The following is a 25156-nucleotide window of genomic DNA, read 5'->3' as shown; positions in this document are numbered from 1 at the left end:
ACCCCAACCACCCCACCCGCCCCCACAGAGCCCCTGCAAGGAGAGCTCGGCTCACCCCACAGACGAGTACGCCACGACCCCACGCAACAGCCCATCAACCGCCTTGCGCGCGTTCTTCGCCACCGTCGAGCCGTGGGAACCGTGGGAGCCGTGTCCGCCCGAGACGGGCGCGGCGGCCGCGATCTGGCCCAGTACGTCGATGACCTGCTTGCACCAGCGCACGAAGTCACCGGCGGGCATCTCGGCCTCGCGCAGCACCTCGTCGAGGCCCTTGCCGGAAGCCCACTCATGCGCGGCCCAGGCGAAGCCGAGATCCGGCTCGCGCTGGCCCACGCCCTCGGTCTGAGTGATCCGGAAGTCCTCCTCCAGGGCGTCGAGCCGGCCCCAGATGCGCACCATCTCGCCGAGCGCGGCCTTGGCCTTGCCGGACGGCACCTTCGGTGCCATGGCGTCGTCGGCGACCCGGGACTCGTACACCAACGCCGAGACGCAGGCGGCGAGTTCGGCGGGGGCGAGGCCCTCCCAGACTCCGGCGCGCAGGCATTCGCTGGCGAGCAGGTCGAGTTCGCCGTACAGCCGGGCGAGGCGCTTGCCGTGTTCGGTGACCTCGTCGCCGCGCAGGTAGTCCAGCTCGGTGAGGAGGGCGACGATGCGGTCGAAGGTGCGCGCGATGGTGTTCGTCCGGCCCTCGATGCGGCGCTCCAGCTGCGTGGTGTCGCGCTGCAGCCGGTGGTAGCGCTCGGCCCAACGGGCGTGGTCCTCACGGTCGTTGCACCCGTGGCAGGGGTGGGCCCGGATCGCCGTGCGCAGCCGGGCGATCTCGCGGTCGTCGGCGGCCTCGGACCGCCTCTTGCGGTGCCGGTCGGGGACGATGTGCCCGGCCTTGGTGCGCAGCGCGGACGCCAGGTCGCGACGCGACTGCGGCGAGCGCGGGTTGAAGGACTTGGGGATCCGCATCCGGTCCAGCGCTTCGACCGGCACCGGGAAGTCCATCGAGGCCAGCCGCTTGACCTGACGCTCGGATGTGAGCACCAGCGGGCGCGGGCCGTCGTGGTACTCGAAGCCACGGTGGCCGTTCGACCGGCCCGCGGGCAGCCCGGGGTCCAGCACCAGGGCAAGTCCGGCGTACTTTCCGGTCGGAACGTGGATCACATCGCCGGGCTTGAGCTTCTCCAGGGCGACGGCCGCTTCGGCAAGACGCTGCGACGCTCCCTGCCTGGCCAGCTCGGTCTCGCGCTCCTTGAGCTCGCGGCGCAGCCGCATGTACGCGTCGAAGTCGCCCAAGTGGCAGGTCATGGACTCCTTGTAGCCCTCAAGACCTTCCTCGTTGCGCTGCACCTGCCGGGAGATCCCGACGACCGACTTGTCGGCCTGGAACTGCGCGAAGGACGTCTCAAGGAGTTCGCGCGAGCGGTGCCGCCCGAACTGCTCGACCAGGTTCACCGCCATGTTGTACGACGGCTTGAAGCTGGAGCGCAGCGGATACGTACGGGTGCCCGCGAGTCCCGCCAGGTGCTCGGGGCTGAAGCCGCGCTGCCACAGCACGACCGCGTGGCCCTCGACATCGATGCCGCGGCGCCCGGCGCGGCCGGTCAGCTGGGTGTACTCGCCGGGGGTGATGTCGGCGTGCTGCTCGCCGTTCCACTTGACGAGCTTCTCCAACACCACCGAGCGGGCGGGCATGTTGATACCGAGCGCGAGGGTCTCCGTCGCGAACACGGCCTTGACCAGGCCGCGTACGAAGAGTTCCTCGACGACCTCCTTGAAGGTCGGCAGCATGCCCGCGTGGTGGGCCGCGATGCCGCGCTCCAGGCCCTCCAGCCACTCGTAGTAGCCCAGGACATGCAGGTCCTCGGTCGGGATGGAGGCCGTGCGCTCCTCGACGAGTTCGCGCACCTTCGCCCGCGACTCGTCGTCGTTCAGCCTGAGGCCCGCGTACAGGCACTGCTGGACGGCGGCCTCGCAGGCGGCGCGGCTGAAGATGAACGTGATGGCGGGCAGCAGCCCTTCGGCGTCGAGCCGCTCGATGACCTCGGGGCGGCCCGGTGTCCACACGCGCGAGCGCTGTCTGCGCTCACGCTCGCGGTCGGCATCGCGCATCGCGCGGCCGCGTCTGCGGTCCTGGTACGAGGGGCGGCTGGCCTCCATGCGCGCCATGCGCGTGAGGTCGGGGTTGACGGCCTTCTTCTGGCCCTCGCCCTCCTCGAAGAGGTCGTACATCCGGCGCCCGGCCAGCACGTGCTGGAACAGCGGCACGGGCCGGTGCTCGGAGACGATCACCTCGGTGTCACCGCGCACGGTGTCCAGCCAGTCGCCGAATTCCTCCGCGTTCGACACGGTCGCCGAGAGCGACACCAGGGTCACCGACTCGGGGAGGTGGATGATCACTTCCTCCCAGACGGCGCCGCGGAAACGGTCGGAGAGGTAGTGCACCTCGTCCATGACCACATAGCCGAGTCCTAGGAGTGTCTGCGACCCCGCGTAGAGCATGTTGCGCAGCACCTCGGTGGTCATCACGACCACCGGGGCTTCGGAGTTGACGCTGTTGTCGCCGGTGAGCAGGCCGACCTTGTCCGCGCCGTAACGGCGGCACAGATCGGAGTACTTCTGGTTCGAGAGCGCCTTGATCGGCGTCGTGTAGAAGCACTTCTTGCCCTGCTGGAGGGCGAGGTGGACGGCGAACTCGCCGACTACCGTCTTGCCCGAGCCGGTGGGCGCGGCCACAAGGACGCCCTTGCCCCCTTCAAGAGCTTCACAGGCCTCGATCTGGTAGGGGTCGAGGCCGAAGTCGTACATCTCGCGGAAGGAGGCGAGCGCGGTGGCCTGCTCGACAGCGCGCCTGCGTGCTGCCGCGTACCGCTCGGCCGGTGAGAGGTCCTCTGTCATCGTGCTTTCGAGACTACCGGGACGCACTGACAACAGGACGATCAATATCCGGATCCTTACCTGTGAAACGCGGGATCCCCGCAGCTCAGGGAACCGCCACCCGCACCGCCGCCCGTATGCAGTGCGCGGTCAGCGGCAACGACCCCAGCGGCTCACCGTCCGCGTACCCCGTGATGCCCTCAGCGACGAGTTCGACCTTCGCCGCCCGGTGCACGGTGACCTTGGGATGGTCGAGGTGGGTCCCCTTGTAGACCTTCGGGAACACCCTGAGCAGCGTCGTACGGCTGCAGTCCCCGACGACCGTGATGTCGAACAGCCCGTCTTCCACGTCCGCGCCCGCGCAGATCCTCATGCCCCCGCCGTACGACGATCCGTTGCCCACGGCCACGAGCGTCGCCTCGATCTCCTGAACCTCGCCGCCGTCCAGCGTGATCCGGTACGGGAAGGGGGTGAAGGCGGCCAGTTCGGCGAGCATGGCGAGGTCGTACTTGAAGCGCCCGGCGGGCCATCGCATGCGGTTGCCGCGGTCGTTGACCCGGGAGTCGAAGCCGGAGGCGAGGACGGTGCCGAACCAGGCGTCGCCCACGCGTCCCAGGTCGACGTCGCGCAGCCGCGCGCCCTTGAGGGACGCGGCGATCTGCCGTCCCGCGGCCGCGGGGTCGCGTACGGGCAGGCCCAGGGCCCGCGCGAAGTCGTTCCCGGTGCCGACGGCGACCAGGCCGAGCGGGGTGCGGGTTCCGGCGACGGCCTGCAGTGCCAGGTTCGCCATGCCGTCCCCGCCGACGGCGATGAGGGCGCCGGTGCCGCCCTCGACAGCGGCACGCGCGCGCGTGAGAGCGTCTTCCGCGTTCTGCCCGAGGATCGTTCGGACGGAGAATCCCGCGGCCCGCAATGCCGAAGCGGCCGGCTGCGCCGCGTGGGCGCCCCGGCCGCGTCCCGCGGTGGGATTGACGAAGAGGGTGATCTCGCTGGTCACGGCCCTGACCCTACGAGGTCCGAGCGCTTCGTCAGGTCACGTCGTCATAACCGTTGACCCGGTCCGAGCTCGCCTGCTCCGGCAGTGCCCGGCTGGCCGACACGGTCTCGACCGCCCCGATGTCCTCGGGCGTGAGGTCGAGGTCGGAGGCCTCGTCGTCGGCCGGGCCCTCGGCCTCGCGACGCCGCTTGCGGCGGTCGTTGAGGAGCGAGAAGGCGACGGCGCCGAAGTACAGGATCCAGATGGGTCCGGCGAGCGCCAGCATGGTCAGCGGGTCGGTGCTGGGCGTGGCGAGGGCGGCGAAGACCGTGATGCCCATGATCATGGCGCGCCACCAGCCGAGCATCCTCTTGCCGGTGATGGCACCAGTGAGGTTGAGCATGACGAGGAGCAGAGGCAGCTCGAAGGAGAGACCGAACACGAGGACCATGCGCGTGACGAGGTCGAGCAGGTCATCCAGCGGCAGCAGGTTGGAGACGCCCGACGGCGTGAAGCCGATCAGCACCTTCGCCGTGGTGGGCAGCACCGAGTAGGCAAAGTACGCGCCGGCGAGGAACAGCGGGGCGCCCGTGCCGACGAAGGCGTACGCGTACTTCCTCTCGTGCCGGTGCAGGCCGGGCGCGATGAACGCCCACAGCTGGTACAGCCAGACCGGCGAGGCGAATACGACACCAGCCATCAGCGAGACCTTGAGCGCCAGCGTGAAGGGTGTGAGCAGGCCGTTGACCGTGATCTGCGCACACTGGCCCTTGGAAGACTTCGCCAGTTCCTCGAAGGTCTTGTCGCAGCCGACCGAGTCGAGGATCGGTTTGGTGATGATGTTGATGATGTCGTTGTAGAAGAAGGCGGCCAGGACCGTGATGACGACGATGGCCAGCATCGCTTTCGCGAGCCGGTTCCGGAGCTCACGCAGGTGCTCCGCGAGGGGCATCCGCCCCTCGGGATCCTTCTCCTTGTTGCGGGCAGACTTGAGCAACCCACGTTCCCATCTCGTGCGGCGGGCCGGAGGTCACCGGCCCTGCGTCAGCGCTTGGTCGTGTCCGTCGGCTCGGTGACCGGGCGCGAGCTGGTCACGTCGCCGGGGGCGGCCTGGATGGTGCGCTGAGCCGGGGGCTGCTCGTCGGTGCTGGGCGGACCGGCCGGCGCGGCCGCGTTGTCCTGGCCCTCCGACTTCATCGCCTTGGCCTCGCTCTTGAGGATGCGCGCGGACTTGCCGAGGGAGCGAGCCATGTCCGGAAGCTTCTTCGCGCCGAACAGCAGGATGATGACGACGAGGATGAGAATGATCTCGGGAGCTCCGAGCCTTCCGAACATAAGTCTTTACCTTCTCACCGAGGCTGCATGGTCGGGGTGCTGTCCGATCGGTCGGACATGTGTCCGATCGTCGTGTTGACAGCGATCGTAACGCTCAGGGGTAAACGCGGGGCAATCCCTGTGCGTACTCCCAGTTCGCGACTCGCGCCTCGTTCTCCGGGCCGCGACCAGCAGCGTACCTGCCGTTGCCGGAAAGGTGACAGGGCGAAAGCCACTCAAGGCACAACGTGCCCGCGACTCACAGTGCATCCACAGAGCTCGCCGTACTCACGGCCGCCCGCTCCAGATCCTCCGCGGCCCTGCTGATGCGGCGCGCGGAGTCGGAAACCTGTCGACCCAAACGCTCCGCCTCCAAAAAGACACGGACGGCGAGCACTCCGAGTACGGCGATTCCCAGGAATCCCACAGCGATCGCAAACATCGGCCAGAACATGACGTCGACCCTAGAGGGTGGAGTGCAGACGCAGGGTCCGCACCCCGCCCCCGGTGAGCAGCTCGACGACGCGCTCGCCCGCGGGCTTGCGCACGGCCGAGCCGCACTCGGGACAGGTGAAGGAGTAGAAGGTGGTGCGACTGCTGGCACCGATGGCCAGCCGCAGGGCGCTCGCCTTGAGCTCGAAGCCGGCCCGGCAGTCGGGACAGGCGGCCTTGAACATCACATCGACCACCCTTCTCATCCCGGCGAAGGCCGTCACGACCGACATCTCCGGCGCACCCGAGGGCGCACCCGCCTTCCCCGGCGTGGCAGCCTTCCCCGGCGTAGCAGCCTTCTCCGCCGCACCGGCTTTCTCCGGCGCACCAGACATCGACGACGTGCTCAAAGCCCCTGCTCCTGCCTGTCGTACGGCCCGTCCTGATCCCCTTGAAGCCCGTCGAGCCCGTCGTAGGCCGCGAGCGCCTTGCGGGCCGCCTGCCGGGCGCTGTCCGCGAGGTCCTGCGGCGACACGATCCGGCCGTCGCCACCGAGGCGCAGCGCCAGCCGCCGCAGCGACGTCGGGTCGGGGGTCCGCAGAGTGATACGCAGCCCGCCGTCCGGCAGCTCATCCGCGCTGTCGTGCGGGTAGTACTCGGCGACCCAGCGCCCGCCCGGCCCGACCTCGACGACCACCTCGGGGTCCTCCGCGGCGGGCTGCACGAGCCCTTCGGAGAGGTCCCGCAGTTCGATCTCGGGCGGCGCGGACGGCTCGTCCAGGATGCGGATCTCGGCGACCCGGTCGAGCCGGAAGGTGCGGCGCGCCTCTGAGCGGCGGCACCAGGCCTCCACATACGTGTGCCCGACGCTGACCAGGCGGATCGGGTCGATCTCGCGCTCGGTGAGCTCATCGCGCGAGGGCGAGTAGTAGCGGATCCACAGCCGGCGCCGCTCGGAGATCGCCCGGTCGACGTCCGCGAAGACCCCGCCCTCGGACTCGAAGGTCACGGAGAGGCGGGAGCTGGCGCCCGCCGCCTCGCCCGAGGCTGCCTCCACCTTGGCGGTGGCCCGCAGCAGCGCCTGCCGGTCGCCCTCGCGCAGCCCGGGCAGCGTGGACACCGCGCGGGCGGCCACGAGCAGCGCGGTCGCCTCGTCGGCCGCGATACGCAGCGGCTCCGCGACGTCATCCGGGTTGTGCCACCAGATCCGGTCGCCGTCGGTGTCGATGTCGAGCAGATCGCCGCCGCGGAAGCTGGTCCCGCACAGCGGCAGCACGTCGAGGTCGGAGATCAGCTCGTCCTCGCTGATCCCGAAGGCCCGGGCGACATCCTCGACGCGCGCGCCGGGGCGCTCCCGCAGATACGTCACCAGCGAGAGCATCCGCCGGGTCTGGTCGATCGCGTTCGTGGGCCTGGCCGGTTTTCCTACCACTTTCTTACGTCCCCCTCAGCCCTTGGCCACGGCGCGCAGCCGCTCGACCACGTCGGCCCGCAGCTCGGCGGGCTCGAGGACCACCACGTCGGGCCCGAACTCGACGAGCCAGGCGTCCAGGCCGTGCCCGTACGGAATCTCCAACTCGTCCCAGCCGTCGCCCAGTTCCCGTACGGAGACGGCCTTGGCCCGCAGCGGATAGCCCGAGCCCGAACGCAGCCGGATGATCGCGGAGCGGTCCGCGATCTCCCCGGCCCAGCCGGCGACCGTCTCGCGCACGGTGACGACGTCGGGCACCTCGGCCGTGTAGCGCCCCGCGCGGGTGCGGACCTTGCCGGTGATCCGGGAGAGCCGGAAGACGCGCTCGGCGCCGCGGTCGCGGTCCCAGCCGGCCAGGTACCAGTGGCCACGCCAGCACTCCAGGGCCCACGGCTCGACATGCCGGGTCTCGGGGTGCGCGGCGGTGGCCTTGCGGTAGTCGAAGACAACCGGGCGGCGGTCGCGGCAGGCGAGCATCAGCGGTTCGAAGGCCGCCTCGTGGACGGGGATGTGCGGCTCCAGGGCGCCATGGGCCTCGTACGGGTCCACGTCCTCGGGCAGGCCTGCGGCGCGCAGCTTCTGCAGGGCGCCGCTCGCCGCTCCGGCGAGGCGCGCCTGCTGCCAGACCTTGGCGGCCAGACCGAGGGCGGCGGCCTCCTCGGCGTCGAGCGTGATGGGCGGCAGCCGGTTGCTGTCGCGGCGGGCGAGATAGCCGACCTCGCCGTCGAGGTTCTCCACCGTCTCGATGACCAGGCCGAGTTCGCGCAGATCGTCCTTGTCGCGCTCGAACATCCGGTTGAAGGAGTCGTCCGAGCCGGCTTCGAGGTAGGCCTCGATGGACTCTCGCAGCTCGCGCTTGCTGAGCGGCCGCCGTGTCCCGAGCAGACACAGCGCCAGGTTCATCAGCCGCTCGGCCTTGGCAATGGCCATCGACGCCCTTCCCTATGGTGCTTCCGACCGATGACCGTACCGCTCCGGAGTGGCGCGGCAAAAGCCGAGGGCCCATGCCCGGACAGGCATGGGCCCCAGGTGATCGGGTCCGGTCAGACCGTGATCACACGGCATACGAAGATCGGACCGAAGTCCGTCCTTCACGATGATCGGACCAAAGCCCGATCGCGGTGGCGGATCAGACCGACACGAGGTCGCAGACGAAGATCAGCGTCTCGCCCGGGGCGATACGGCCGCCGGCGCCGCGGTCGCCGTACGCGAGGTGCGCCGGGATGATCAGCTGGCGGCGGCCGCCGACCTTCATGCCCTGCACGCCCTGGTCCCAGCCGCTGATGACCTGGCCGACGCCGAGCTGGAACTCGAGCGGGGTGCCACGGTTCCAGGAGGCGTCGAACTCCTCGCCGGTGGAGAAGGCCACACCCACGTAGTGGACCTTGACGAAGTCACCGGCCTTGGCGACCGGGCCGTCGCCCTCCCAGATGTCCTTGATCTCGAGGTCCGCCGGGGGCTCGCCGCCCGGGAAGTCGATCTCGGGCTTCTCGATGCTCACTTCATTACTCCTTGTTGCACGGCATGCGTCCCGGACAGTCTCACAGACTCTGTGGTCATACCGTGCCGAGGATATCGACGACGAACACGAGCGTGTTCTTGGCCAGCTCGCTCTGGGGGTTGGAGCCGTAGGCGAGGGACGGCGGGATCACCAGCAGGACCCGGTCGCCCACGTTCTTGCCGACGAGGCCCTTGTCCCAGCCGACGATCACGGAACCGGTGCCGATCTGGAAGGCGGTGGCGCCACCGTGGTCCCAGGAGGAGTCGAACTTCTTGCCGTCCTCCCACTTCACCCCGGTGTACTGGGCGATGATGCCCTGGCCGGCCTCCACCTTCTTGCCGCTGCCCTTGATCAGCACCTGCTCCTTGAGGTCCTTGGGCGGCTTGGTGTCCTTGGGGATGGTGATGGTCGCCGCCTTCTGCGAGGTGACCGACACCGTGGGCATGCCCGCCTCAGGTGCCGCCTGCGTCCCCTTGACCTCGTCCTTGGCGTCGACGGTGGCGGCGCCGACCGCGTCGACCACCCAGATCAGCACATCCTTGGCGGTGATGCCGGAGGAGGTGTTCAGGCCCGCGCCGATCAGGTCGCCCGCGGTGCCTTGCACCAGGATCCGGCTGCCCGTCTTCTGCCCCTTCACGGCGTCCAGGACCTTGGCGGGCAGCTGCTGGCTCTGCTTGCCGATCTGGTCGACGGACTGCTGCCGCGGCGTATTGGCGCTCGCGGTCGCCGAGGCCCAGGTGCCACCGAGCGCCTGATCGCTCCCCCACTTCTCGACGGTCCAGTCCAGCCGGACGAAGTCGGAGGCCTTGATCACGGTTCCCTTGCCCGTCGAGACCGTCTTGATCACGGTCTTGTCGGACGGCTTCCCGCTCTTGGGGACGGAGATCTCGGGCTTGGCCCCGAACTCCCCCTTGACCTGAGCGACGCTTCCCGCCGCCTCGTTGTCGTTCTTGTCGTCCGATCCGCACGCGGCGGTGAACAACAGGGCGGGAACGGCCAGCAGCATCGCGGCACGTCGTTTCACGTTGTAGTTCATCAGTCCAACTGGGAGTCGGGGGTGGGGGGCAATGGCCGCCACTCTACGACCTGCACCCGTCCCGCACGGACTGACGCGAGACACGCCGTCCTGAACGGCCGACGGACGGTCCGTCAGGAGACCGTCTTCGCGGACAGCGGGCGGGAAAAAGAACGCCCGATGCCCGGAGGCGTCACCTCCGGGCATCGGGCATCCGGCACCGACCGGCCCACGAGCGGGCCGCAGCCGACTCACATTCCGGCGATCAGCTTCTCCACCCGGTCGTCGACGGAACGGAACGGGTCCTTGCACAACACGGTGCGCTGCGCCTGGTCGTTCAGCTTGAGATGGACCCAGTCGACGGTGAAATCGCGACGCTGTTCCTGAGCGCGCCGGATGAAGTCGCCGCGCAGCCGCGCCCGAGTGGTCTGCGGGGGCACGGACTTGCCCTCGAAGATCTTCAAGTCGTTGCAGATCCGGGCGGCTTGCCCCTTCCGCTCCAACAGGTAGTACAGGCCGCGGCGACGGTGGATGTCGTGATAGGCGAGGTCTATCTGCGCGACCCGCGGGTGCGACATCGTCATGTTGTGCTTGGCGCGGTACCGCTCGATGAGCTTGTACTTCATGACCCAGTCGATCTCGGTGCCGATCCGGTCGAGGTCCTCGGCCTCGATCGCGTCGAGGGTACGGCCCCACAGTTCGAGGACCTGCTCGACCGTTCCGGTGCGGATGCCGCGGCGCTCGCAGAAGTCCACGGCCTTCTCGTAGTACTCGCGCTGCACCTCGAGCGCGGAGGCCTCGCGGCCGCTGGCCAGACGCACCTTGCGGCGGCCCGTGATGTCATGGCTGACCTCGCGGATCGCCCGGATCGGGTTCTCCAGGGTGAGGTCGCGCATGACCGTGCCCGCCTCGATCATGCGCAGCACGAGGTCGGTGGCACCGACCTTGAGGAGCATGGTCGTCTCGGACATGTTCGAGTCACCGACGATGACGTGCAGCCGGCGGTAGCGCTCGGCGTCCGCGTGCGGCTCGTCCCGCGTGTTGATGATGGGCCGGGAGCGGGTCGTCGCGGAGCTGACGCCCTCCCAGATGTGCTCGGCGCGCTGACTGACGCAGTACACGGCGCCGCGCGGAGTCTGCAGCACCTTGCCGGCACCGCACAGCAGCTGCCGCGTGACGAGGAACGGAATGAGGATGTCCGCGAGCCGGGAGAACTCCCCGTGCCGGGCCACCAGATAGTTCTCGTGGCACCCGTAGGAGTTACCCGCCGAGTCGGTGTTGTTCTTGAACAGGTAGACGTCGCCCGCGATTCCTTCCTCGTGCAGGCGTCGTTCGGCGTCCACCAGGAGTCCTTCGAGAATGCGCTCGCCGGCCTTGTCGTGGGTGACGAGTTCCGTCACGTTGTCACATTCGGGTGTCGCGTATTCCGGATGTGATCCCACGTCGAGATAGAGGCGGGCACCGTTCCGCAGAAAGACATTGCTGCTGCGGCCCCATGACACGACACGGCGGAAGAGGTACCGCGCCACCTCGTCGGGAGACAGGCGGCGCTGTCCCCTGAACGTACACGTGACGCCGTACTCGTTCTCCAGCCCGAAAATGCGGCGGTCCATGACTGAACATTACGCCCGATCCCCTGAGCTGAAACGGGGTTCGGCGGCACGGTTTGGATCATTTTCCGATGAAGCCGCAACCACCGCACCCTTCCCGGTAGCTGCGAGGACCCGCCCCGTGGCCAGCAGAACCAGCAGCGCGGCGGCCCCCGCGGCACCCGGCACGGCGAAGCCCCACACCGCCCCGCCCCACTCGACTACGGGACCCGCGAGGCCCGTTCCCACGGACGCACCCACGGTGAACGTCGTCACAAGCCAGGAGAACGCCTCGGTGACCGTACCGCGCGGTGCGTGCCGGTCGACGAGGACGAACGCACAGGCGATGCACGGCGCCAGGAAGACTCCGGCGAGCGTGGTGAGCGCCGTCATGGCGACCGGCCCCGGCACCAGCGTCAGGGGCACATAACACACCGCCAGAAGCGCGACGAGCACCCGCAGTCGCCGCTCGGGCGCACCAGTCCACTGCCGCATGCCGTACACCGCGCCACCGACCAGCGCGCCGAGCCCGATACCCGCCATCAGCCAGCCGTACACCGCGTCCCCGCCGTGGCCGTCCGCATACGACACCGCGGCGACCGTGATCGAGCCGAGCGCGATCCCCACGAACAGGAAGGCACCCAGCAGAGCCAGCAGCCCGGACGAGCGCAGCGCACCGAGCCAGTGCGCCTCGCGCGGCGCCGAGCGCCACGCGCGCGAGGGCGGCGAGACGACCACGGAGAGGGCACCCAGCACACCGATGACGTTCAGGACGAGCAGCGCGGCCTGCGCGGACCAGAGCGACGCGCACAGCGTCACGAGCAACGGCCCGACGGTGAACATGACCTCCTGCGCCACCGCGTCCATCGCGTACGCGGTGTGCACCTGGTCCTCCTTACGGAGGACGGAGGGCCACAGTGCACGCAGACCACCCTCCAGGGGCGGCGTGAAGAGCCCGGCGACAGCCATGGAGACATACGCGAGCGGCAGCGGATCCGTGCCCGAGAAGGCGAAAACAGCCATGCCCAGGGCGGCGACCAGCGCGGCGGGCAGCTGCACACGCGGCTGCCCGCAGAGATCCACGAGCCGCCCGAGCAGCGGCTGCCCCACCGCATTGGCCACGCCGTACACGGCGGCCAGCACGCCCGCCAGGCTGTACGTGCCGCCCTCCGCGCGGATGAACAGCACGACGGCGATGGCGGCGGTGGCGTTCGGCAGCCGCCCTACGAGCGTGCCGACGAGCAGCCGGGCGGCGTGCCTTGCCCTGAGGATCTCCAGGTATCCCGCAGCCATGTCCCGCCTTCTCTCAGAACCGCCCCAGCTGACCCGGCAAGCTCAAGTTTTACGTATAACGCCCTCTGTCATACGTACCATGTGCGCTGTCCGCGAGTCCAGACGAGGGAGCAGGTCCACGGTGGCACGAGGTAGTACGCGCCCCACGAGCCGCGACGTCGCCCAGGCCGCCGGGGTGTCCCAGGCCGCCGTCTCACTGGTACTCGGCGAGAAATGGCGCGGCCGGGTCTCCGAAGCCACGGCCGAACGCGTCCGCGAAGCCGCCCAGGAGCTCGGCTACCGCCCGAACCTCGCCGCCCGCAACCTGCGCCTCGGCCGCACCCGCACGGTCCTCCTGGTCGTCCCCGCACTCACCACGGAGTTCTTCGCCGGCGTCTACACCGGCGCCGCCCGGGTGGCGTCCGCACACGGCTTCGGAGTCGTCCTCTACCCCTCCCCTGAAGGCATCGGCCCCGCCCGCAACCCCTTCGGCTCCGCGACAGCCGCCCTCGACGGCGTGATCGCCTCCTCCATGGCCGCCGACGCCCTCACCGCGATCCGCGGCGACCAGCTTCCCCTCGTCATGCTCGACAGCGACCCGGAGGGCAGCCTCGGCGCGGCCACGGTCAACCTCGACATCAAGGACGGCGTACGCCAGGTCGCCGAACACCTCCTCGCCCTGGGCCACCGCCGCTTCCTGCACCTCGCGGCCGACATCGCCTCCTGGACCTTCGAAGTACGCGCCCGCGAGCTCGCCACCCGCCTCGCCGAGGTCCCCGGCACCGAGCTCCGCACCACCCGCGCCCCCATCTCCATCGACGACGCCCTCGCCGCCGCGGCAGCCGCCCTCTCCGCCCCCGGCCCCCGCCCCACCGCCCTGGTCTGCGACGACGACAAACTCGCGGCCGGCGCCTACAAGGCGGCCCGCCGCCTGGGCCTGCACATCCCCGACGACATCTCCATCACCGGCCTCGACGACCTGGCCCTCGCCCGAGCCATCGACCCCGAACTGACCACCGTCCGCCTGGACGCCGAGCTCTTCGGCGAACGCGGCATGCAAGCCCTCCTGGCCGTCCTGGACGGCCGCACGCCCCCAGAGGGCGACATCCCGGTCCACCTGGTCATACGGGGCTCCACAGCCCCACCACGCCCCCCTCTACCCCTCGCCTGACCACCGCTCCGGTGCGAGTGCCGTTCGCGGGTGGAATGTTTTCGCCACCTGCGCCCCTACCCGTCCCCGATGCGGGGGGGTCTGGGGGCGGCGCCGGACGGGCTAAAAGATCGCCGGCCGGGCCGACAGACCCGCCCCCACCCGCAGTCGCCGACGCACGGGAGGGGCCGTGCCGGTACATCACATGCCCCGCCGCTTACGTGGTGGTCAGCGGGCCGAGCCGTGGCAGCGCCCCGCACTGCGACCGGCGACGGGGCGGATGTACCGGCACGCCCCCGACCCACCCACCGGCGGAAAGCGCACCCAAAACGCCGCGTGCCCCGGCCAACACAAGGCCAGGGCACGCGATGGGCAAGGCCGAAGCCGAGCCCGAGGTCACTCCTCGTCGTCGGCGTCCGCGTCCTCCGCCTCCGCCTCCGTAGCGGTCGACGCGCCCCCCGCCTCCAGCAGGCGGGCCAGCTGACGCCCCACAATCCGCTTGAACTTCCGCTGCTGCGGCCGCGTACGGTCCAACACCGCAACCTCCAGCCGCTCCGCGGGAATCTCCCGCTCACCACCGTTCGGCTCCCGCGACAGCGACTGCACCGCCAGCTTCAGCGCCTCCGCCAGAGACATCCCGTCCTGGTGACGCTGATCCAGATAGCTACTGATCTGCTCGGCATTACCACCGACCGCGACCGAACCGTGCTCATCCACGATCGACCCGTCATGCGGCAACCGGTAGATCTGATCACCCTCGGGGGTCTCCCCCACCTCGGCGACCACAAGCTCAACCTCATACGGCTTCTCGGCCGCCGAGGAGAAGATCGTGCCCAGAGTCTGCGCGTACACATTGGCGAGACCACGCGCGGTCACGTCATCACGGTCATAGGTGTAACCACGAAGATCGGCGTACCGCACACCACCGATCCGCAGGTTCTCGTACTCGTTGTACTTGCCGGCGGCCGCAAAGCCGATCCGGTCATAGATCTCGCTGAACTTGTGCAGCGCCCGGGACGGGTTCTCGCCGACGAACACGATGCCGTCGGCATACTGCAGCACGACCAGGCTGCGGCCACGGGCGATGCCCTTGCGGGCGTACTCGGCCCGATCGGCCATGGCCTGCTGAGGTGAGACATAGAACGGCGTCGACACCGGTTATCCGTCCCTTTCTGTCGAAGTCACTGGATCACCTTGCTAAAGAGCCGGGCTCAGAGCAGCGCGGCCCGCGGACCGTCGGGCTGCTCAAGGCGCCGCTCCAGGATCGAGCGGGCGATCTCGGAGGACTCCTCATCGGTGACACGACGGAATCCCTCTTCGGTGATCACAGTGACGATCGGGTAGATCCGGCGGGCGACATCGGGACCACCGGTCGCCGAGTCGTCGTCGGCCGCGTCGTACAGGGCCTGAACGACGAGAGTCGTGGCCTGCTGTTCGGTCAGGTCGGAGCTGTAGAGCTTCTTCATGGCGCCGCGCGCGAAGAGCGAGCCGGAGCCCGTGGCCGCGAAGCCGTGCTCCTCGGAGCGGCCGCCGGTGACGTCGTAGGAGAAGATACGGCCCTTGCCACGGTCCACGTCGAACCCGGCGAAGAGCGGCACCACGGCCAGGCCCTGCATGGCCATGCCGAGGTTGGAACGGATCATCGTGGACAGGCGGTTCGCCTTGCCCTCCAGGGAGAGTTGAGCACCCTCCACCTTCTCGAAGTGCTCCAGCTCCAGCTGGAACAGCTTCACCATCTCGACGGCCAGACCCGCCGTACCGGCGATACCCACCGCCGAGTACTCATCTGCCGGGAAGACCTTCTCGATGTCGCGCTGCGCGATGACATTCCCCATGGTCGCCCGCCGGTCACCGGCGAGCACGACGCCATCGGGGAACGTGACGGCGACGATGGTCGTGCCGTGCGGGGCCTCGATCACGCCCTGGATCGGCGGCAGCTGCCGCTTGCCCGGGAGCAGCTCCGGCTGGTGCTCGGACAGGAAGTCCATGAAGGACGACGATCCAGGCGTCAGGAAGGCAGCTGGTAGACGCCCGGTGCTACGAGTGTTGGCTTCCACGAGGATCCTTCCAAGTAGGCGGCAGCCCGACGAACAGCGTCGGGATCATCTCCCAACTTGCCGATGGCCGAATTGCAGTTGAAGCACAGTACGCCACGGACCCTACCCGTCTCATGGCAGTGATCCACATGAACAGCGGGAGCTTTCAAACAGATCACACAGAGCCCCATTTGAGAGGCAACCATCTCGTCTCGCTCAGTACTCGGCAGCGCACTCACGACGGTTGGCCTGAAGATCATCAGGCCGTGACCTGTTAGCCGCGAATGCGCTGACCGGAAGCATCTCCTGGCAGCCCGAGCACTTCTTCAAGCTGCTTGTTCGCGTATGTGGCTACTGTCCGCCCTTTTGAACGAAGGAGCGCACGAAGTCCTCCGCATTCTCCTCGAGGACATCGTCAATCTCGTCCAGCACGGAGTCGACGTCGTCGCTCAGCTTCTCCTGGCGTTCCTTGAGGTCGTCCGATACCTGCGCGTCCTGCGCCTGCTCCTCGACCTCCTCGGTGGAACGCGTCGCCTTCTGCTGTCCGCCGCCGGTGTCCTTGGTCGCCATAAACCTTCACCCCGCTCGGTTCGACGTTCTTGATCAGACCCTACAAGCAGGGTCCGACATCGGCCCCGCAGTTGCTACAACGTCCGGGAGCCACCTCGATGATTCCCGGACGCCGCCTTTTTCCACCCCGACCGGCCCTGGTACCCAGGGGCCCGCTCAGCCGCCCGACAGGACCCTGACCAGGTCTTCCGCCGTCCGGCAGCGGTCGAGGAGCTCCTTGACGTGATTACGCGTTCCGCGAAGCGGCTCGAGGGTTGGGACGCGCTGGAGCGAGTCCCGGCCGGGCAGATCGAAGATCACCGAGTCCCAGGAGGCCGCCGCGACGTCGTCCGCGTACTGCTCCAGGCAGCGCCCGCGGAAGTACGCGCGGGTGTCCTCCGGAGGCTTGGTGCGGGCCCGGTCCACGTCCGCCTCGTCCAGGAGGCGCTTCATCTTGCCGCGCGCCGCGAGGCGGTTGTAGAGGCCCTTCTCGGCCCGTACGTCGGCGTACTGGAGGTCCACCAGGTGCAGCCGGGCGGCGTCCCAGTCGAGGCTGTCGCGGCGCCGGTAGCCCTCCATGAGCTCCCGCTTGGCAACCCAGTCCAGCTCTCCGGAGAGGCTCATCGGATCGTTTTCCAGGCGGTTCAGGGTGTCCTCCCAGCGCAGCAGGACGTCCTTGGTCTGCTCGTCGGCGTCGGCCCCGAACCGTTCCTCCACGTACTTGCGCGAGAGCTCGAAGTACTCCATCTGTAGTTGTACGGCCGTCAGCGTCCGCCCACTACGGAGCGTGACGAGTCGCTTCAGCGTGGGGTCGTGCGAGACCTGGTGCAGGGTGCGTACGGGCTGGTCGACCGCCAGGTCGACGGCGATGAAGCCGTCCTCGATCATGGACAGGACCAGGGCCGTGGTGCCCAGCTTCAGATAGGTCGAGATCTCGGAGAGGTTCGCGTCGCCGATGATGACGTGGAGCCTGCGGTATTTCTCGGCGTCGGCGTGCGGCTCGTCGCGGGTGTTGATGATGGGCCGCTTGAGGGTGGTTTCGAGGCCGACCTCGACTTCGAAGTAGTCGGCGCGCTGGCTGAGCTGGAAGCCGTGCTCGTGGCCGTCCTGGCCGATACCGACGCGGCCCGCTCCGGTGACGACCTGGCGTGAGACGAAGAACGGCGTGAGGTGGCGCACGATGTCCGAGAAGGGGGTTTCCCGCTTCATCAGGTAGTTCTCGTGCGTGCCGTACGAGGCGCCTTTGTTGTCGGTGTTGTTCTTGTAGAGGTGGATCGGCTGGGCTCCGGGGAGCTGGGCGGCGCGCTCCGCGGCCTCCGCCATGATGCGTTCGCCGGCCTTGTCCCACAGGACGGCGTCCCGCGGGTTGGTGACCTCCGGGGCGCTGTATTCGGGGTGCGCGTGGTCCACGTAGAGCCGTGCACCGTTGGTGAGGATGACGTTGGCCAGGCCGATGTCCTCGTCGGTGAGCTGGCTGGCGTCGGCGGCCTCGCGGGCGAGGTCGAAGCCTCGCGCGTCCCGCAGCGGGTTCTCCTCCTCGAAGTCCCAGCGGGCGCGGCGCGCCCGGTGCATCGCCGCCGCGTACGCGTTGACGATCTGGGATGAGGTGAGCATGGCATTGGCGTTGGGGTGGCCGGGGACGGAGATCCCGTACTCCGTCTCGATGCCCATTACTCGCCGTACGGTCATGCGGCCCTCCTTGCCCGGCGGCGCCCTCGGTCGGGGGCGCTGCTCAAGTACCGCTGGTGCTCCGGTGCGTGTGCGGTGCCCGTCCCCGCAACGCGCGACTCGGCGGTACGAAAGAGCCTAGAACGCCTTTGCGCTGGTGGGGAGATCATTTGCGTCATTGCTCTGCTCCAGCCGTGACCCGGAAAACAGTCGGCTGCGGGTACCCGGTGAGGGCACCCGCAGCCGCCCTGTCTTTTACAGGTACTGACCGGTGTTCGCCACCGTGTCGATGGAGCGTCCGGTGTCCGCGCCCTGCTTTCCGGTCACCAGGGTACGGATGTACACGATCCGTTCGCCCTTCTTGCCGGAGATGCGGGCCCAGTCGTCCGGGTTGGTGGTGTTCGGCAGGTCCTCGTTCTCCTTGAACTCGTCCACGCAGGCCTGGAGGAGGTGGGAGACCCGAAGGCCCTTCTGGTTCTGTTCGAGGAAGGCCTTGATGGCCGCCTTTTTGGCGCGGCCGACGATGTTCTCGATCATGGCGCCGGAGTTGAAGTCCTTGAAGTACAGGACTTCCTTGTCACCGTTGGCGTAGGTGACCTCGAGGAAGCGGTTTTCCTCGGACTCGGCGTACATCTGCTCCACGGCGGTCTGGATCATGCCGTGGACGGTGGCCGACCGGTCCCCGCCGTGCTCGCCGAGGTCGTCGGAGTGCAGCGGGAGGCGCTCGGTGAGGTACTTCGCGAAGATGTCCTTCGCGGCCTCGGCGTCCGGGCGCTCGATCTTGATCTTCACATCGAGGCGTCCAGGGCGCAGGATCGCGGGGTCGATCATGTCCTCACGGTTCGAGGCACCGATCACGACCACGTTCTCCAGGCCCTCCACGCCGTCGATCTCGGCGAGCAGCTGGGGGACGATGGTGTTCTCCACGTCCGAGCTGACGCCCGATCCACGGGTGCGGAACAGGGACTCCATCTCGTCGAAGAAGACGATGACGGGCGTGCCCTCGCTGGCCTTCTCACGCGCACGCTGGAAGACGAGGCGGATCTGCCGCTCGGTCTCGCCGACGTACTTGTTCAGGAGCTCGGGGCCCTTGATATTGAGGAAGAAGCTCTTGCCCGCGGCCTGTCCGGTCACCTCGGCGACCTTCTTGGCCAGCGAGTTGGCGACGGCCTTGGCGATGAGCGTCTTGCCGCATCCGGGGGGCCCGTAGAGCAGCACGCCCTTGGGCGGCCGCAGTTCGTGCTCCTTGAAGAGGTCGGGGTAGAGGTAGGGGAGCTCGACGGCGTCGCGGATCATCTCGATCTGGTTTCCCAGGCCGCCGATCTGCTCGTAGCCGATGTCCGGGACCTCTTCGAGGACGAGTTCCTCGACTTCGCTCTTCGGGACAACTTCGTAGACATAGCCGGAACGGGGTTCGAGCAGCAGAGCGTCGCCGGGGCGGATGGTGACGTCCAGCAGCGGCTCGGCGAGCCGTACCACCCGTTCCTCGTCGGTGTGCCCCACCACGAGGGCGCGTTCGCCGTCCTCGAGGATCTCCTTGAGGGTGACGATGTCGCCGACGCTCTCGTACTCCATGGCCTCGACCACGTTGAGGGCTTCGTTGAGCATCACTTCCTGGCCGCGCCGGAGCTCGTCGAGCTCGACGCTGGGGCTGACGTTCACCCGAAGCTTGCGGCCCCCGGTGAAGATGTCGGCCGTGCCGTCCTCGTTCGCCGTGAGGAAGACACCGAAGCCTGCCGGCGGCTGTGCGAGCCGGTCGACTTCTTCCTTGAGGGCCACGATCTGGTCGCGGGCCTCACGGAGCGTGTTGGCGAGCCGCTCGTTCTGTGCGGATACGCCGGCCAGGTTGGTCTGCAGCTCGACGATCCGCTCTTCGAGAATCCTCGTGTGACGCGGAGAGTCGGCGAGCTTGCGTCGCAGGACGGCGATCTCCTGCTCAAGGTAGGCAATCTGCCCGGCGGGGTCATCGGACCCTCGTCCCGGGCGGATGCCGCGGTTCATGTCGTCGTCGTGGGCTGCCACGGTCCTCACCTCCTCCAAGGGGAGCTGGACGCTTCCAGACCCTACCTGGGTGGGTGTCGATTGAAACCCCTAGATCACAAAGACTGTCGGGGTGTGTCCGATCTTCACCCTTGCGCTCTCCCTCACGCCAGGGGAATACCCACCGAACATGATTGGGAAGCCGCCGGAGGTAGGGTCGAAGTGTTCAACACCCGTCAGAGCTGGCCCGATTCCCCAGTCTTCGGATCACTCGGCGCAGAAAACGGCAGGAGAAATGACCGTGCAGCAGGAGGCCGCAGTCGACGGCGAGGCGCTCGAGGTCTGGATCGATCAGGATCTGTGTACGGGCGACGGGATCTGCGCCCAGTACGCGCCCGAGGTCTTTGAGCTGGACATCGACGGCCTGGCCTATGTGAAGAGCCCCGACGACGAGCTGCTGCAGGCCCCGGGCGCCACAACGCCCGTACCGCTTCCGCTTCTGAGCGATGTGCGGGACTCGGCGAAGGAGTGCCCGGGCGACTGCATTCATGTGCGTCGGGTTTCGGACAAGGTCGAGGTCTACGGCCCTGACGCGGAGTGACTTGAGGCGCACTCCGCGTCACGAATGTCTGGTTTCTCACACCCTCCGCGAAGCGGAGGGTGTTTTCTTATGGTCCGGACTTCAGAAGGTCGGCTCACACACTCCGTGCTTCGGAGGGGGTGGAGCGGATGAACGTGCCGTCCTTCCACTGCCACTTGGCGCGGTCCTTCACGTCGGGGCAGCAACTCGGTACGTCGGCCGACGAGTAGCCGAGGAGGGTGGCGGTGACGGCTCCGTCGCGCAGCGCGAAGTCCGTGACGCTCAGGCGGTCCTTGGGGTCGATCAGGGTGGCGACGACGCGGGGTTTCTTCGCGCCGACGGCCTGGGTGAGGACGTAGACGCCGTTGGGCGGGGTGCCCGAGCCCGCGTCGCAGCGGACGACGGCGACGGTTTCGGGGCGGCCGTCGCGGTCGAGGTCTCCGGAGGCCTTCTTCTGTACGAGGGCTTTGGTGGGCCCGCATTCGATCGGGAAGTCGACCAGGGCGGGGTCGGGTGCCGTCACGGCGGCCGCGGAGTTCGCCTCGGGGCCGGGCTGGGCGGCCCGCGCCGGGTCTGGCTGCAGGACGGAGGACAGCGCGACGACTCCGGCGATGGCGGTGGCCGTGGCGACCCACTGGATGGGGCTGGTGTGCGTGTGTGCCAGTTCCGGGACGGCGGATTGCTGCACGAGAGATGTGTCTCCTGTGAGGGCTGTGCCGGTGGGGGTGTCCCGCATAGTGCCACACGTCACAGTGGGGCGGAACGGCGGGGTCCGGACTTCTGGCGGCGCGTCAACAGAAAAGTACTGTGGCCGAGTTCCCGGGCGGTTTCGGGAACTCGGCCACATTTGTGGTGCGTTGGGTACGTCAGCGGCGGTTTTGTCCGCCGCTTGCGTCAGCGGGCGGCGCCACCGTCGGCGTTGGGGCCGGCGTAGTCCTCGCCGTACGCGCCCTTGGCGGGGCGGCGGCGGCGCATGGGCGGCTCGACGCCGTCCGCGAGGCGGCGGGCGGTGAGCAGGAAGCCGGTGTGGCCGATCATCCGGTGGTCCGGGCGGACGGCCAGGCCTTCGATGTGCCAGTTGCGGATCATCGACTCCCAGGCGGTCGGCTCGTTGAAGCAGCCGATCTCGCGGATGGACTCGACGGTCCGCGCGAGCTGGGTGGTGGTCGCCACGTAGCAGCAGACGATGCCGCCGGGGACGAGCGCCTTGGAGACGGCCTCCAGGCACTCCCAGGGGGCGAGCATGTCGAGGATGACGCGGTCGACGTCGGTGTCGCTCAGGTTGTCCTGGAGGTCGCCGACGGTGAGCTGCCAGGCGGGGTGCGGGCCGCCGAAGTAGCGCTCCACGTTCTGCTGGGCGATCTCGGCGAAGTCCTCGCGGCGCTCGTAGGAGTGCAGCATGCCCTGGTCGCCGATGGCGCGCAGCAGGAAGCTGCTGAGCGAGCCGGAGCCGACGCCCGCCTCCACGACGCGTGCGCCGGGGAAGATGTCGGCGAAGGCCAGGATCTGCCCCGCGTCCTTGGGGTAGACCACGGCGGCGCCGCGGGGCATGGACAGGACGTAGTCGGGGAGCAGGGGGCGCAGCGCGAGATAGGCGACGTTCCCCGTGGTGCGGACAACGCTGCCCTCGGGAGCGCCGATCAGCTCGTCGTGCGGGAAGGAACCCTTGTGGGTGTGGAAGTTCTTCCCCGCTTCGAGCGTGAACGTGTAGTGGCGGCCCTTGGGGTCGGTCAGCTGAACCTGGTCCCCGACCTTGAAGGGCCCGCGCCTGCGGGCGGCACCGGTCGGTTCGGACATGTGACCAGCCTACCGGTCCTGGGAGGGGCCGTAGACCACGCGCGCGTGCGGGTTCGCTGGGCTCAGCTGGGCCGGGCCATGGCCTTCACGAAGGCGCGCTCCACGTCCGCCGCCGAGAGGACGCCGTAGATCTCTCCGGATTCCTCCACCACCAGATACTCGGTCGCGGGGGTGGCCCGCAGGACGTCCAGGAGCTCCTCACCCGCCAGCTCCGCGGAGACCCGCATGCCGTCGGTGAGGTCCTGGGCGAGGCCGCTGACCGCGACCCAGGGGCGACGGTGCTCCGGTACGCCGACGATGGCGGCCTCGCGGACGAGGGAGAGAGGTTCGCCGTCGGCGTCGACGACGACCAGGGCGCGGGCGCCGGCGGCGTTGGCGCGGCGCAGGGCTTCGGAGAGCGGGGTGTTGGTCTCGACGGGGACCGCGCGCCGGGTGAGTGAGCGGGCACGCAGCTCCGGGAGGTGTTCGCGCAGGCGGGCCATGCGGAGACTGTTGCCGGCGCCGGTCCAGATGATCGCGGCGAGGATGGCGGCGAGCAGGGCGTCCGTGACGGTGTCCATGCCGCCCATGTCGTCCGGGGTGTCGCCGATTGCTCCGGACTGGGTGAGCAGGGGGAGCCCGATCAGTACGGAGACGGCGAGGGCACGGCCGACCCAGGCGGCGGCGATGGTGCCGCTCATGGGCTTGCCGGTGATCTTCCAGACGACGGCGCGGAGCATACGGCCGCCGTCGAGGGGCAGTCCGGGCAGCAGGTTGAAGGCGGCCACGATGAGGTTGGAGATCATCAGGCCGGCCAGCAGGACGCCCGGGACCGTGCCCGCCTCGACGGTCTGCATGGCGAGGTAGAAGAGGCCGGACAGGATGAGCGAGAGCAGCGGGCCGACGAAGGCCAGCACGAACTCCCGGCCCGGGGTCTCGGTCTCTTTCTCGATCTCCGAGACTCCGCCGAAGAACTGCAGCTGGATCCGGCGCACCGGCAGTTTGAAGCGCAGGGCGGCGACGGTGTGGGCCAGTTCGTGGACGAGTACGGAGGCGTAGAAGGCCACCGCGAAGAAGAGGGACACCAGGTAGCGGGCGGCGCCGAGTTCCGGGAGCACGCGGTCGAGCTGACCGCCGAAGACCCAGGTGATCAGCGCGGCCACGAGGAACCAGCTGGGCGCGACGTAGACGGGCACGCCGAAGGGGCGCCCCATGAGCAGTCCGCCGCCGGGTTCCTTGCCGCGGCGCGGTGGCCGTCCCCGGACCCCCGCCGACCGGGCGGGGGTCCGGGCGGGCTCGGTTCCCGTGGGCCGGGGAGCGGCCGTCACCAGGGTTTCGTCGGAGGCGCCGGGGTCGGCCGGGGGCTCGTCCGGGCTGCCCGTGTGCGCCTCGGGATCGTTCGGGCTGCCCGCGTGCGCCTCGGGCTCGTTCGAGGCGTCGCCGGCCGCCCCGGGCTGGGCCTCGTCCGAGGTGTCGGGCTGGGGCTCGGGTTCGCTCGGCGCCGTGGGCGTCGGCCCGGTGGGGCGATCGTGTCGGGCCGGTCCGGGGCGCGTGGTGTCCGCGGCCGGGCCCGTGGGGGCCTGGGGCCCCTCGTCGCGCTCGGTCGCTTCGTCTGTACCGGACCGCGGCTGCCCGCTCCCGCCGCTCTCGTCCACGATGTCCCCTCGTTCGAAGCGTCTCCCGCCCCGAATCATGCGGAGCAGGAGGGTCTGTGGTCGATGGTATGCGGCCGTCGCGGCGCGTTCCGCCCCGGCACCCCCTCCGTTTCCCGTGCCGTCGCCCGCGCCGCGGCTGGGTCACTGTCAGTGGCGGGCCGTAAGGTCTGTCGTCATGGAGACCAGCACCGAGGGCGTCGCAGAGACGGGCCCCGACGACGGCGTCGGGGCCGCCGTACCGGCTGAGCGGGCCGAGGCCGTCGCGGCCGAACCGACGGGAGCCGTTGCGACCGAAGCCGCCGCGGCGGAGCCGACGGGAACCGTGGCGACCGAAGCCGTCCCCGCCGAGCCGATCGGAGCCGTCACAGCGGAAGCGGCGGAAGCGGCAGAAGCCGTCGTGGCCGTGCCGGCCATACCGGCGGTGCCGCCCGCCTCGCTCTCGCCCTCACGTGCCAGTGACTTCATGCAGTGCCCGCTGCTCTACCGGTTCCGGGTGATCGACAAGCTGCCCGAGAAGCCGAGCGAGGCGGCGACGCGCGGCACGCTGGTGCACGCGGTGCTGGAGCGGCTCTTCGACGCGCCGGCGACGGAGCGGACGGCGCCGCGCGCCAAGGCGCTGATCCCCGGGCAGTGGGACCGCCTGCGGGAGACCAGGCCGGAGGTCGTGGAGCTGTTCGCCGACGACCCCGAGGGCGAGCGGCTGGCGCGTTGGCTCGGTGAGGCCGAGCAGTTGGTGGAGCGCTGGTTCACGCTGGAGGACCCGACCCGGCTCGAGCCCGCCGAGCGGGAGCTGTTCGTCGAGGCGCAGTTGGACTCCGGGCTCAAGCTGCGCGGCATCATCGACCGGGTCGACGTGGCGCCGACGGGCGAGGTCCGGATCGTCGACTACAAGACCGGTAAGGCGCCGCGGCCCGAGTACGCCGAAGGCGCCCTGTTCCAGATGAAGTTCTACGCCCTGGTGGTGTGGCGGCTGAAGCAGGTCGTCCCGCGCAGGCTCCAGCTGGTCTATCTCGGCAGCGGTGATGTGCTGACGTACGACCCGGTGATCGCGGACCTGGAGCGCGTCGAGCGCAAGCTGCTCGCCCTGTGGGACGCGATCCGGCAGGCGACCGAGACGGGTGACTGGCGGCCCCGGCCAACCAAGCTCTGCGGCTGGTGCGACCACCAGGCGGTATGCCCGGAATTCGGCGGTACTCCCCCGCCCTACCCGCTGGCAGTCAGGGCGCCCGAGCCGGGCGGCGCCTGAGCCGAAGGGGCTGGAGCGCCCCGAAGGCGAACCGGACAACACGCGCAGGGCAGAATGGGGCCGGACTAGCGAAGGAGACTT

General features: G+C 69.1%; 24 protein-coding genes. 3 read left to right on the top strand and 21 right to left on the bottom strand.

The window, feature by feature from the left end:
- Window positions 1-51: 51 nt before the first annotated feature.
- The 12 genes from ACFY0T_RS13620 to ACFY0T_RS13565 form a co-directional block, all read right to left on the bottom strand.
- Window positions 52-2931 (bottom strand): DEAD/DEAH box helicase, encoded by a 2880-nt coding sequence (locus tag ACFY0T_RS13620; RefSeq protein WP_388868646.1) that lies wholly within the window; start codon window positions 2929-2931, stop codon window positions 52-54.
- A gap of 40 nt (window positions 2932-2971) precedes the next feature.
- Window positions 2972-3862, bottom strand: coding sequence for a diacylglycerol kinase (locus ACFY0T_RS13615; protein ID WP_388868643.1), 891 nt, complete (start codon window positions 3860-3862; stop codon window positions 2972-2974).
- A gap of 31 nt (window positions 3863-3893) precedes the next feature.
- Window positions 3894-4838 carry a twin-arginine translocase subunit TatC gene (tatC, locus tag ACFY0T_RS13610; protein WP_388868641.1) on the bottom strand — a complete coding sequence of 315 codons (945 nt, stop codon included), beginning with the start codon at window positions 4836-4838 and terminating at the stop codon, window positions 3894-3896.
- Window positions 4839-4885: 47 nt separating this feature from the next.
- Window positions 4886-5176, bottom strand: coding sequence for a Sec-independent protein translocase subunit TatA (gene tatA, locus ACFY0T_RS13605; protein ID WP_388868638.1), 291 nt, complete (start codon window positions 5174-5176; stop codon window positions 4886-4888).
- Window positions 5177-5414: 238 nt separating this feature from the next.
- The gene (locus ACFY0T_RS13600) at window positions 5415-5609 is read right to left on the bottom strand and encodes a hypothetical protein (protein WP_369245378.1); all 195 of its coding nucleotides are present in this window, start codon (window positions 5607-5609) and stop codon (window positions 5415-5417) included.
- Between the two features lie 10 nt (window positions 5610-5619).
- A complete protein-coding gene (locus tag ACFY0T_RS13595) occupies window positions 5620-5880 on the bottom strand; it encodes a hypothetical protein (protein ID WP_388868635.1) in 261 nt (86 codons plus the stop codon).
- A gap of 113 nt (window positions 5881-5993) precedes the next feature.
- Window positions 5994-7019 carry a helix-turn-helix transcriptional regulator gene (locus ACFY0T_RS13590; RefSeq protein WP_388868633.1) on the bottom strand — a complete coding sequence of 342 codons (1026 nt, stop codon included), beginning with the start codon at window positions 7017-7019 and terminating at the stop codon, window positions 5994-5996.
- A gap of 15 nt (window positions 7020-7034) precedes the next feature.
- Window positions 7035-7988, bottom strand: a complete 954-nt coding sequence (locus ACFY0T_RS13585; protein WP_388868630.1) for a helix-turn-helix transcriptional regulator — start codon at window positions 7986-7988, stop codon at window positions 7035-7037.
- Window positions 7989-8187: 199 nt separating this feature from the next.
- Window positions 8188-8559 (bottom strand): FKBP-type peptidyl-prolyl cis-trans isomerase, encoded by a 372-nt coding sequence (locus ACFY0T_RS13580; RefSeq protein WP_369245382.1) that lies wholly within the window; start codon window positions 8557-8559, stop codon window positions 8188-8190.
- Window positions 8560-8614: 55 nt separating this feature from the next.
- Window positions 8615-9595: an FKBP-type peptidyl-prolyl cis-trans isomerase gene (locus ACFY0T_RS13575; RefSeq protein WP_388868627.1), complete on the bottom strand. Its 981-nt coding sequence runs from the start codon at window positions 9593-9595 to the stop codon at window positions 8615-8617.
- A gap of 230 nt (window positions 9596-9825) precedes the next feature.
- Window positions 9826-11187 (bottom strand): Pup--protein ligase, encoded by a 1362-nt coding sequence (gene pafA, locus ACFY0T_RS13570; protein WP_059196529.1) that lies wholly within the window; start codon window positions 11185-11187, stop codon window positions 9826-9828.
- Between the two features lie 9 nt (window positions 11188-11196).
- On the bottom strand, window positions 11197-12456 hold the full coding sequence (locus ACFY0T_RS13565) for an MFS transporter (RefSeq protein ID WP_388868624.1): 1260 nt from the start codon (window positions 12454-12456) through the stop codon (window positions 11197-11199).
- A 121-nt stretch (window positions 12457-12577) separates the two neighbouring features.
- Between ACFY0T_RS13565 and ACFY0T_RS13560 the strand changes: the two genes are divergently transcribed.
- A complete protein-coding gene (locus ACFY0T_RS13560) occupies window positions 12578-13606 on the top strand; it encodes a LacI family DNA-binding transcriptional regulator (protein ID WP_388868622.1) in 1029 nt (342 codons plus the stop codon).
- 375 nt (window positions 13607-13981) lie between these two features.
- On the opposite strand, the gene prcA is transcribed toward ACFY0T_RS13560, so the two are convergent.
- From prcA to arc, 6 genes are all read right to left on the bottom strand, one after another.
- Window positions 13982-14740, bottom strand: coding sequence for a proteasome subunit alpha (gene prcA / locus ACFY0T_RS13555; protein WP_388868620.1), 759 nt, complete (start codon window positions 14738-14740; stop codon window positions 13982-13984).
- A gap of 56 nt (window positions 14741-14796) precedes the next feature.
- Window positions 14797-15642: a proteasome subunit beta gene (prcB, locus tag ACFY0T_RS13550; RefSeq protein WP_388868617.1), complete on the bottom strand. Its 846-nt coding sequence runs from the start codon at window positions 15640-15642 to the stop codon at window positions 14797-14799.
- Entirely contained in the window at window positions 15594-15812 is a 219-nt protein-coding gene (locus ACFY0T_RS13545; RefSeq protein ID WP_388869381.1) for an endonuclease VII domain-containing protein, read from the bottom strand. The genes prcB and ACFY0T_RS13545 overlap by 49 nt, the downstream gene beginning before the upstream one ends.
- A gap of 160 nt (window positions 15813-15972) precedes the next feature.
- Complete coding sequence (locus ACFY0T_RS13540; RefSeq protein ID WP_060902297.1) at window positions 15973-16191, bottom strand: ubiquitin-like protein Pup; 219 nt, start codon at window positions 16189-16191, stop codon at window positions 15973-15975.
- Between the two features lie 156 nt (window positions 16192-16347).
- Window positions 16348-17859, bottom strand: a complete 1512-nt coding sequence (gene dop, locus ACFY0T_RS13535) for a depupylase/deamidase Dop (RefSeq protein ID WP_388868615.1) — start codon at window positions 17857-17859, stop codon at window positions 16348-16350.
- A 234-nt stretch (window positions 17860-18093) separates the two neighbouring features.
- Window positions 18094-19860, bottom strand: a complete 1767-nt coding sequence (arc, locus tag ACFY0T_RS13530; protein WP_388868612.1) for a proteasome ATPase — start codon at window positions 19858-19860, stop codon at window positions 18094-18096.
- 253 nt (window positions 19861-20113) lie between these two features.
- Between arc and ACFY0T_RS13525 the strand changes: the two genes are divergently transcribed.
- Window positions 20114-20419 carry a ferredoxin gene (locus ACFY0T_RS13525; protein ID WP_388868610.1) on the top strand — a complete coding sequence of 102 codons (306 nt, stop codon included), beginning with the start codon at window positions 20114-20116 and terminating at the stop codon, window positions 20417-20419.
- Window positions 20420-20513: 94 nt separating this feature from the next.
- Here ACFY0T_RS13525 and ACFY0T_RS13520 read toward each other — a convergent pair whose 3' ends face one another.
- The 3 genes from ACFY0T_RS13520 to ACFY0T_RS13510 all read right to left on the bottom strand — a co-directional run bounded on the left by ACFY0T_RS13520 (window position 20514) and on the right by ACFY0T_RS13510 (window position 23829).
- Window positions 20514-21086, bottom strand: a complete 573-nt coding sequence (locus ACFY0T_RS13520) for a hypothetical protein (RefSeq protein WP_388868607.1) — start codon at window positions 21084-21086, stop codon at window positions 20514-20516.
- A gap of 206 nt (window positions 21087-21292) precedes the next feature.
- Window positions 21293-22195 (bottom strand): tRNA (adenine-N1)-methyltransferase, encoded by a 903-nt coding sequence (locus tag ACFY0T_RS13515; protein ID WP_388868605.1) that lies wholly within the window; start codon window positions 22193-22195, stop codon window positions 21293-21295.
- Window positions 22196-22257: 62 nt separating this feature from the next.
- Entirely contained in the window at window positions 22258-23829 is a 1572-nt protein-coding gene (locus tag ACFY0T_RS13510; protein ID WP_388868602.1) for a site-2 protease family protein, read from the bottom strand.
- Between the two features lie 175 nt (window positions 23830-24004).
- Here ACFY0T_RS13510 and ACFY0T_RS13505 point away from each other — a divergent pair, with 175 nt between their 5' ends.
- Window positions 24005-25075: a RecB family exonuclease gene (locus ACFY0T_RS13505; protein WP_388868600.1), complete on the top strand. Its 1071-nt coding sequence runs from the start codon at window positions 24005-24007 to the stop codon at window positions 25073-25075.
- Window positions 25076-25156: the final 81 nt, after the last annotated feature.

Source organism: Streptomyces sp. NPDC001530, assembly GCF_042894545.1.
Taxonomy (GTDB): domain Bacteria; phylum Actinomycetota; class Actinomycetes; order Streptomycetales; family Streptomycetaceae; genus Streptomyces.
This window is presented reverse-complemented; position numbering and strand designations above follow the sequence as displayed.

What these genes read in the sequence shown, in the direction of transcription:
- tatA (WP_388868638.1), bottom strand. Translation starts at nt 5,176, where the DNA reads ATGTTCGGAAGGCTCGGAGCTCCCGAGATCATTCTCATCCTCGTCGTC.
- ACFY0T_RS13600 (WP_369245378.1), bottom strand. Translation starts at nt 5,609, where the DNA reads ATGTTCTGGCCGATGTTTGCGATCGCTGTGGGATTCCTGGGAATCGCC.
- ACFY0T_RS13595 (WP_388868635.1), bottom strand. Translation starts at nt 5,880, where the DNA reads ATGTCGGTCGTGACGGCCTTCGCCGGGATGAGAAGGGTGGTCGATGTG.
- ACFY0T_RS13585 (WP_388868630.1), bottom strand. Translation starts at nt 7,988, where the DNA reads ATGGCCATTGCCAAGGCCGAGCGGCTGATGAACCTGGCGCTGTGTCTG.
- ACFY0T_RS13575 (WP_388868627.1), bottom strand. Translation starts at nt 9,595, where the DNA reads ATGAACTACAACGTGAAACGACGTGCCGCGATGCTGCTGGCCGTTCCC.
- pafA (WP_059196529.1), bottom strand. Translation starts at nt 11,187, where the DNA reads ATGGACCGCCGCATTTTCGGGCTGGAGAACGAGTACGGCGTCACGTGT.
- ACFY0T_RS13565 (WP_388868624.1), bottom strand. Translation starts at nt 12,456, where the DNA reads ATGGCTGCGGGATACCTGGAGATCCTCAGGGCAAGGCACGCCGCCCGG.
- ACFY0T_RS13545 (WP_388869381.1), bottom strand. Translation starts at nt 15,812, where the DNA reads ATGGGGCTCTGTGTGATCTGTTTGAAAGCTCCCGCTGTTCATGTGGAT.
- ACFY0T_RS13540 (WP_060902297.1), bottom strand. Translation starts at nt 16,191, where the DNA reads ATGGCGACCAAGGACACCGGCGGCGGACAGCAGAAGGCGACGCGTTCC.
- dop (WP_388868615.1), bottom strand. Translation starts at nt 17,859, where the DNA reads ATGACCGTACGGCGAGTAATGGGCATCGAGACGGAGTACGGGATCTCC.
- ACFY0T_RS13525 (WP_388868610.1), top strand. Translation starts at nt 20,114, where the DNA reads ATGACCGTGCAGCAGGAGGCCGCAGTCGACGGCGAGGCGCTCGAGGTC.
- ACFY0T_RS13515 (WP_388868605.1), bottom strand. Translation starts at nt 22,195, where the DNA reads ATGTCCGAACCGACCGGTGCCGCCCGCAGGCGCGGGCCCTTCAAGGTC.
- ACFY0T_RS13505 (WP_388868600.1), top strand. Translation starts at nt 24,005, where the DNA reads ATGGAGACCAGCACCGAGGGCGTCGCAGAGACGGGCCCCGACGACGGC.